Source organism: Streptomyces sp. NPDC059866, from assembly GCF_042731325.1.
GTDB classification, from domain to species: Bacteria; Actinomycetota; Actinomycetes; order Streptomycetales; family Streptomycetaceae; genus Streptomyces; species Streptomyces flavusporus.
Genome location: NZ_JBHWJT010000105.1, coordinates 1 through 5,188 on the forward strand (window position 1 = coordinate 1; position 5,188 = coordinate 5,188).

A 5,188-nucleotide genomic window follows, 5' to 3' on the forward strand; every position below is an offset into this window, starting at 1 on the left:
CGGCCACCCGAACGTGCCCACTCTGCTCGCCTCGCAGCTGATCCGCCGGCTGAGTTCCTTCCGCGTCGTCGACCTCGGCGAGCTGACGCGGGAGCTGGCCATGATCGCCGCATAGATCGCTGCCCGGTGGGGCGGATGACGTCCGGCCGCGGCCATCGGGCAGGTACGACTCCCGACGCGGGGACACTGCCCGAACTGTTCCCCCACGGATCAGGCCTCCCCGCGCCGGGGCCTCCCAATCTCACGACGAAAGGGAACGTCGCTGATGGTCGATGAGAGCGGTACTGACGGATTACTCGGGCCAGATGGCTACAAGGTGCTGAGTCAGTGGACCAACCCTGCCCAGGCCAAGGCCCGAGCGACCGAACTCGTCGTTGCCCACCGCAGCGAGCTGCGAGAGGTGGTGGCCAACCCCCACCTCACGCAGGAGTGGGCCCAGACGCTCGTACGGTCTGCGCGACTCGTCGCTGCAGTGCAGGAGCTGATCGGCCCTGACGTGGCGGTGGAGAACACATTTCTGGTCATCAAGTGGCCCGGTCAAAGCTTCGAAGTGCCGTGGCATCAGGACGGCATCAACGACCGCCTTGATCTGGACCCGGACCGGTCGGTCGCCGCTTGGGTGGCCCTCACAGACGCGGAATCCGACGCGGGGTGTCTGCACGTGCTGCCCGGCTCGCAGCGGGCCGGTTACCTGCCCTACAAGGCGGAAGCAGCCACCGGCGCGGCCCGGGGCCGCGCCCTCGGCGTCCGCATGGGTTTGGACGTCCGTGGGGTTCCGGTACCGGTGCGCGCCGGCAGTGGCCTGCTGATGGACACCCGCCTCGTCCACTGCTCGCACTCCAACAACTGGGTTGGGGCCAGGGTCGGCCTCAACGTCCGTTTCGTCGCGCCCGGTGCGGTCTCGATGCGCGACGGCTCAAGCCCCAGCCTGGCCCCCATCACGGGCACGGGCTGGTAGCCCCATCCATCCGAGAGGAGCAGCACGTGACGATCGTCAAGGAGTTCCTGGAACAGGGTGCGCCCACGCGTGTCCGCGTGCTCAACGGCGAGGACACCGACGCCAGCCGGCGCGGCGACAAGAAGCCGATCGCCCGCAGCGAGTGCATGTACTACTGCCCGGACGAGGCCACCGTCCGCCGCTGCATCGACGCACTGGAGGAGTCCGACAGGCGGCTGCGTGAGCGGCCGGAAGAGCTGATGCTCTGGGACTGGCAGGCCACGTACCTTCAGGCCGAGCAGGGCAACCCCAACGGCGGCGGCACCGTGATCCTTGGCGTCGCCTGGTACGACCAGGCGTTTTTCGACGACCGCCGAAACGCCTGGTTCGGCGCCATGCACCAGCGGATCTACCAGCAGCTCGGCATCCCGCTGGAGAACATCACCGTCGAGCACTGGGCGCGCATCTCCGCATGACCTGACCCCGTGAACCGACAGCGGCCGGGCGCATCGGCCCGGCCGCACCCCTTCCAGCAGGGATACCTAGTCGCGCGAGAGCTGCGGAGCCATGTCCGTGCCCGGCACAACACTCGCCCTGTCCCGCGTCCACCACCATGCGGTCACTGCCCCCACGACGGACACCGCGACCGTGGCCAGGCCCCCAGCCCAGAACCCGACCGCTGGGGAGGCCGCGGCGACGGCCGGCACCACGAGCATGGACGCCGTTCCAGCGGCCCGGATCACCGTCACATCGACGGACATGAGCCGGCGCCGGGCAGCGGGTGGAAACGCCGCGAGGTGGGTCTGCAGCGTGACGCCCAGGAACGGCGCTACGGCACCGGAGGCCCCCGAAATCGCCAGGAGGACCAGCAGGTTCCCGGCCGAGCCGGTGACCGCCAGGAACAGCCCGGACACCGCCCACAGCGCGCAATACGCCACGGGAAGCCGGTTCGGTAGCCGCACATTGCCCGCCACCAGGTTCCCGGCCAGAGCACCCGCCCCGGTCGTTGCGAGGACAAGGCCGTATGCGCCCGCGCCCGCGCCGAGCCGGTGGGTGAGCAGCGCGGGCAGGGCCAGAGCCACGGCCTGGGCGAAGATCCCGGCCCCGTGCACGGCGATCGCCGCAGCCGTGGCGGGGTGGGTGCGCAGCAGCGAGCGGGCGCGCAGCCGTACGGCGTCCTGTACGGGCTGCGCGCCGGCTGTCGAGGCTCGCGCGGTACGGCGGCCCAGCGCTGCCAGCACTACGGCCGACACGGCGAAGGTGGCCGCGTCGAGGAGGAACAGCGCTGCTTGCGGGATGACAACGAGGAGCGCCCCGGCCGCGCCGGGACCGGCCACCCGGGCGATGCGCCCGGTCAGGTCCATGAGCCCGTTGACGGCCTGCACCTCGCCGGGACGGACGAGGTCGGGCACCAGAGCGCCTAGGTTGGGGTCGAAGACGGCACCGGCCAGGCCGAGCGCTGCCGCCAGCGCCAGCATGCCGGGAGTACCGAACGCCTCCCAGGCGAACGGCAGCGCCGCGACCAGCAGGACGCGGGCGGCATCGACGCCGGCAAGTGCCCGCAGGGAGGCGAAGCGGTCCATGACCCGGCGGCCGACGGTGCCCATCACGATGTACGGGACGGATTCCGCGACGGCTACGAGTCCCATGGCCGCGGCCCCGGACTGCTCCCACGCGATCCACATGATCGCCATGGCGTACAGGCGGTCACCGAACACTGACAGGGCCTGCGCGCCCCACAGGGCCAGCACACGGCGGCGGCGCAGCAGACGGACGTATCCCAAGATCACTCCCGCCCTGAAAAGACGAAGTCCCGGCACTGGTGCCACCGGGACGCCACACACCTTATGGCAGACGAAAGGACGGATGTTGCATGAAGACAGAAACGCTGCCTGCTGAGGGGCGGGCGGCTGCAGAGGAGCTGTGCGGCGAGGGTCCGAAACTGAAGCTCATCAGCGACCGGCGCGGATCCGCCGTCTGGCAAGTCACCGGACCACGACGTTCGGCGGCCTTGAAGGTAGGGGCTGGCCCCGAGGGCACGGTCATCACCGCCCGTGAGACGGCCGTGCTCACCGCCGTTGACTGTCGCGGCGCGCTGCTGGCGCACGGCCGCATGGAAGGAGAGGCATGGATGCTCACCCCCTGGTACGAGGGCCCCTCGACGTGGGAGGCGCTCCGCAGCGTCCGTGACGGGGAAGGGAATCGTCGGCAGGCGCTACAGACTGCGGTCGAGTGGTGCGAGGCGGTCGCCCGGCTGCACGCGATCGACTGGGTGCACTGCGATCTCCAGCCGCACCATGCGATCCACACGCCCGACGGCGTACAACTCATCGACTGCTCATGGGCCTGGCACCCCCACAAGCTGCCACCGTCACACCTCTTCAGGGGCGGCCCGCCACACCTCCTCGCTCCCGAAATGGCGCTGACCATCCACGGCGGTCAGCGGCCAGTGGCCCCCACACGCGCCGCGGAGGTCTACACACTCGCCGCGGGCCTGTGGTGGGCCATTACCGGCGCCTGGCCTCTCGACTACAACGCGATCGGCATCAATCCCGCCAGGCTGACCCCCGCGGTGCTACGGCAGATCATCGGCACGCGCCCGATCCCTCTGCGAGGCCCTCGAGTGTGGCCCGAAGTTCAGGAAATCCTCAGCGGGGTGCTCACCGCCCCCGCTCCGAGCAGGCCGACCGCGGCCGAGCTGGCCGCCCTGCTCGGCGACGCCACGCGTGAGGTGTAACAGAACACGACCGTCGACGTTCGGGAAGTGAAGGGGGTTCAGCCTTTGCGTAAACCTCGCAGTGATCCGGAGTGGCTGCGTAGGTGACTTCGGGGTTCTGGCACAGATCTTGGTTGCGCCGTGAGGCGCTGTTGGTTCGAGTGGAGGTGGAAGACCTGCACCAACCCGTTGTCGCAGCAGCTGGGTTGAAGCTGAGGGCAGCCTGAACCGGGTGATGCCGGGGAGGGCGAGAGCGGCCCTGACAAAGCCGGGACGTGTCCAGGACTGCCAGATGGGGCGGGTCCGGCAAGCGTGATGGAGAGGAGTACGCGAGGAACCGGCGTTTACGTCTCTTAAAGTGCCTCCGGCTCGAACCTGGCGGATCAGGGCCGGTAGCGGTGCGTATGCGGGTCCTCCTTTCGGGTGATCCGACAACTCCTGGGTCGGTCTACGAAAGCTGGCCGGGAGGCCACGAGGAAAGCCTGCGGCGTACTCGTGGCGATGCCGCAGGGACACAGTCGGGCTCCTCCTTCATCGAGCGAACCACAGTGAACACGGGAACCGTCCCGAACCTCGCCCTGTCGCCTGCGGCCAGCAGGCTGCCGGGGCTGAGCGCATCGACCGCTGATCGGTTGGGGACGGGGCGGAGCCGTCGTAGTACTCCGAGGCTGGGAGAGCCGGCCACATGGGGAAGGGCGGCAGCGGTATCGAGAAGGGAAGGACGCTGCAATGCCGGAAGACGCCCCGCCGAACGGCGGAGCTCCGGGCCCGCGGGCCCGGGTACTGGAGATGCAGACCAAGCTTCACCGTTGGGCGGTGGCCGGTCCCGGCCGCCGGTTCGATGACCTGTTCAACTTCGTGCACGACCCGGCAACGCTGCTGGTGGCGTTCGACCGGGTCGCGGGCAACCAGGGAGCCCGGACTCCCGGTGTCGACGGCCTGACCGCCGTAGACGTCGAGGAGTCGATCGGTGTTCCCGGGTTCCTGAACGACCTGCGGGCCACCCTCAAGGACGGCTCGTTCCGTCCTCTGCCCGTGCGGGAACGCAGCATTCCCAAGCCGGGAGGCTCGGGAAAGGTCCGCAAGCTCGGGATTCCGACGATCGCGGACCGGGTCGCTCAGGCGGCGCTGAAGCTGGTGCTGGAACCGATCTTCGAGGCCGACTTCAAGCCGGTCTCCTACGGCTTCCGGCCCCGACGGCGGGCCCAGGACGCGATCGCCGAGATCCACTACTTCGGCACCCGGGGATATCGCTGGGTGCTGGATGCGGACATCGAGGCGTGCTTCGACTCGATCGACCACACGGCCCTGATGGATCGAGTGCGTCGCCGGGTGAAGGACAAGCGTGTCCTGACGCTGGTCAAAGCCTTCCTCAAAGCCGGAGTCCTCACGGAACTCGGCGAGAACAGGGAAACGCTGACCGGCACCCCGCAAGGCGGCATCCTGTCGCCTCCAACGCAATAGATAACCCGGGCGCAAGTCACCCTCGGCGTCGGTGTCCGGTGACTGACCGTGGTCGGCTGGAGCGTGCTCGC

The 5,188-nt window shown here is 69.2% G+C and carries 4 protein-coding genes and 1 pseudogene; 4 read left to right on the plus strand and 1 reads right to left on the minus strand.

What is annotated here, in order from left to right:
* Window positions 1–265: 265 nt before the first annotated feature.
* On the plus strand, window positions 266–958 hold the full coding sequence (locus ACFV7R_RS46655) for a phytanoyl-CoA dioxygenase family protein (protein ID WP_385276796.1): 693 nt from the start codon (window positions 266–268) through the stop codon (window positions 956–958).
* Window positions 959–984: 26 nt separating this feature from the next.
* Window positions 985–1,413, plus strand: coding sequence for a hypothetical protein (locus tag ACFV7R_RS46660; protein ID WP_385276799.1), 429 nt, complete (start codon window positions 985–987; stop codon window positions 1,411–1,413).
* A gap of 66 nt (window positions 1,414–1,479) precedes the next feature.
* Here ACFV7R_RS46660 and ACFV7R_RS46665 read toward each other — a convergent pair whose 3' ends face one another.
* Window positions 1,480–2,721: an MFS transporter gene (locus tag ACFV7R_RS46665; RefSeq protein ID WP_385276802.1), complete on the minus strand. Its 1,242-nt coding sequence runs from the start codon at window positions 2,719–2,721 to the stop codon at window positions 1,480–1,482.
* An 89-nt stretch (window positions 2,722–2,810) separates the two neighbouring features.
* Here ACFV7R_RS46665 and ACFV7R_RS46670 point away from each other — a divergent pair, with 89 nt between their 5' ends.
* Both ACFV7R_RS46670 and ACFV7R_RS46675 read left to right on the plus strand, forming a co-directional pair.
* On the plus strand, window positions 2,811–3,674 hold the full coding sequence (locus ACFV7R_RS46670; RefSeq protein WP_385276805.1) for a hypothetical protein: 864 nt from the start codon (window positions 2,811–2,813) through the stop codon (window positions 3,672–3,674).
* A gap of 708 nt (window positions 3,675–4,382) precedes the next feature.
* Window positions 4,383–5,105, plus strand: a pseudogene (locus ACFV7R_RS46675) (reverse transcriptase domain-containing protein); the annotation flags it as partial.
* Between the last annotated feature and the right edge of the window lie 83 nt (window positions 5,106–5,188).